Below are 2711 nucleotides of genomic sequence, written 5' to 3'. Positions count from 1 at the left end.
GGCGGCGGCGGTGGCGGCTCGATAAAGGTGACGCTCACCGTATCGGTCTTTTCGGTTTCCTGCGGTGGCGGCGACACCGGGGACAGCAGCAACAGTAGTGCGGCCGCATGCAGAGCGACGGCAAAACTGATACCGGCGATGCGCGGCCAACTCAAGCCGAGTTCTCGGCTGTTTCTATTCTCGATATGGGCGAGATCTTCCGACATGCGCACGGCTCTGGAGGTGGGGGCCCCACACGTTACCGGTGGGGCATCAACAGTTGCGGTATTTCGGCCGCAGGAATCCCGTAGTTTATACCAAGCAGCTCGACTTGTTCCAAGTCTTATTGCTGGTGTATGTAAATTTTTGGGGGCTGTGTCTCATCGTGCAAGGATGCGCTTGGCGTCTTCTGGCTTCTTTACGCCTTTGTCAAGTGCCTTTTGCGCCGCAGCTTTGGCATCTGCCTTCTTGCCATTCATGTCCAGCACCTTGGCGAGGTTGAGGTACGCCTCGCCATCGGTGGCCATCGGTGCGGCACGCTTGTACATCTCGATGGCCAGCGGCATGTTGTCATCTTGATAGGCCGTCTGTGCCAGCACTTGGTAGTCCCGTGCCAAATCTGGCCCTGGTTGTAGCGTGCCTTTGGCCAAGCCATCTTCGATGGTCTTCTGCGCGTCTTTCCAACGCTGAGCATTCATGTAACCGATATACAACGCACGCAGTTCCCGTGCTTCGGTCAGCATGCCGCGCTGGTAGGCCTGCTCCAGCAGCTTATTGGCCTCATCAAATTTTTCTGCGCCTTGCAAGGTCGCCACACCGTTCATCAGCAAACGCTTATCGGTCGGGTTCTTGGCAATCAAATCTTTGTAGATGGCGGCGGCTTCGTCGTTACGATTCAAGTTCGCCAACAGACCTGCGCGAAACGCCAATTGTTCCGGCTTGTCCGACTTGGACTCTGCCAAGAAACGGTCCATGGTGACCAAGGCGTCGGCGTATTTCTCTTCGCCGTATTGAATGATCGCCAAGTTGTACATCGTCGAAAAATGACTGTCGTTATCCAAACCATTGGCTTGTACGGCTTTGCTGAAGTAGGCGGCCGCCTTGGCTTGATCGTTTTGGTTTGCCGCTGCATTGCCTGCCATTGAATAGGAAAATGATTTTTCGTAGGCGTTGGCAATGCTGGACGCCCCGATCTCATCCGCCTTGCTGATGACACCCGCCCAATCATCCTTTTCGTATGCCGCCTGCATCGCCTGTAGTTGTTTGATCAACTTAGGAGATGTCTTGGTCTCGGGCGATTGCCGGGTCGCATTGGGGTACTGCGGTGGTTTTTTCTCGGCTTGTGCGTCGGCTGGTTTTTCCTTGCCCAGCTCCGCGCGGCGCTTGGCGCGCTCTTCACGCATGCTCGATTGCGGGTTGGCATGCACAAGCGGTGCAATGGTCAACACGCCAAGCGCGGCAGTCAGGGCGATGGCAAGTGGGCGGCGCAGCGGCTGGAACATGGAACACCTCGACGAAATGAAGATAGCAACGTGACAGTAGGGTTAACGACGTTAGCAGAGCACTGGGATATCGATCTTACTCCCAAGCTTACACATCCAGATTGGCCACCTTCAATGCATTTTCTTCAATGAAGTTGCGACGTGGTTCCACCACATCACCCATCAGGGTGCTGAAGATAGCATCGGCGGCGACGGCGTCTTCCAGCTTCACTTGCAGCAGGCGGCGGGTGTCGGGGTTCACTGTGGTGTCCCAAAGTTGTTCCGGGTTCATTTCACCCAAGCCCTTGAAGCGCTGGATTTGACGGCCCTTTTTGGCTTCTTCCAACAACCACTCTTGCGCCTGCACAAACCGGGTGATCGGCTGCGCCTTGCTGCCGCGCACGATGCGTGCACCTTCGCGTATCAAGCCGTGCAGCAGGCTAGCGGCTTCACGCAGGGGTTTGAGCTCGCCATGTTCAAACAGTGTCAGTGGCAGCACTTGTGTCAACTCTTCGCCCATATGGGTGCGCGTTACCAGCAACGCGGCCGGGCGGCCTTCCTGCGCGACCTGCCAATGCAGGCTGTAGCGCGGCTTGCCCAGCCCGCTCTGGTTGAGGCGTACGGCCAATGCATCAAAATCGGCCTGTGTGGGTGTTGTTTGCGCATCCAATGGGATGAAGTCGATCAAGGCTTCCAGCACACCCGGGTCGAAGCGGTGCGCATTGCGTTGCACCGCCTCACGCGCACGCGCGAAGGCCAGCAGTAGGGATTCCAGCCCCAACCCTTCGATGGGCGGCTCACCCTCGGCAGGAATCAATTGCGCGCCTTCCACCGCATTGCCGGCCAGATACGCATCCAGCGCGGCATCGTCCTTCAGATACAGCTCGTTTTTGCCCTGTTTGATCTTGTACAGCGGCGGCAGCCCGATGTAGATGTGGCCACGGTCGATCAGTTCGGGCATTTGTCGGTAGAAAAAGGTCAACAGCAGGGTGCGGATGTGGCTGCCGTCCACGTCGGCGTCGGTCATGATGATGACACGGTGGTAGCGTAATTTATCCGGGTTATATTCATCCTTACCGATGCCGGTGCCCAGCGCGGTGATCAAGGTCCCCACTTCGGCGCTGGCCAGCATGCGGTCGAAACGCGCGCGCTCCACGTTCAAAATTTTACCGCGCAGCGGCAGCACCGCTTGGGTTTTGCGGTTGCGGCCCTGCTTGGCGCTGCCGCCCGCCGAGTCACCCTCGACGATGA

The 2711-nt window shown here is 57.7% G+C and carries 2 protein-coding genes and 1 pseudogene; all 3 read right to left on the bottom strand.

Annotated elements, in window-relative coordinates; all coding sequences use genetic code 11:
* Nucleotides 1–206 (bottom strand): annotated as a pseudogene (locus PK789_RS11590) (energy transducer TonB); the annotation flags it as partial.
* A 153-nt stretch (nt 207–359) separates the two neighbouring features.
* Nucleotides 360–1481: a tetratricopeptide repeat protein gene (locus PK789_RS11585; protein WP_324308974.1), complete on the bottom strand. Its 1122-nt coding sequence runs from the start codon at nt 1479–1481 to the stop codon at nt 360–362.
* An 88-nt stretch (nt 1482–1569) separates the two neighbouring features.
* Nucleotides 1570–2711, bottom strand: a 1142-nt coding sequence (locus PK789_RS11580) for a toprim domain-containing protein (protein ID WP_324308973.1), incomplete at its 5' end; no start/stop codon positions are given.

The sequence above is a fragment of the Thermomonas sp. genome, assembly GCF_035369645.1.
Classification (GTDB): domain Bacteria; phylum Pseudomonadota; class Gammaproteobacteria; order Xanthomonadales; family Xanthomonadaceae; genus Thermomonas.
This window is presented reverse-complemented; position numbering and strand designations above follow the sequence as displayed.

What these genes read in the sequence shown, in the direction of transcription:
- PK789_RS11585 (WP_324308974.1), bottom strand. Translation starts at nt 1,481, where the DNA reads ATGTTCCAGCCGCTGCGCCGCCCACTTGCCATCGCCCTGACTGCCGCG.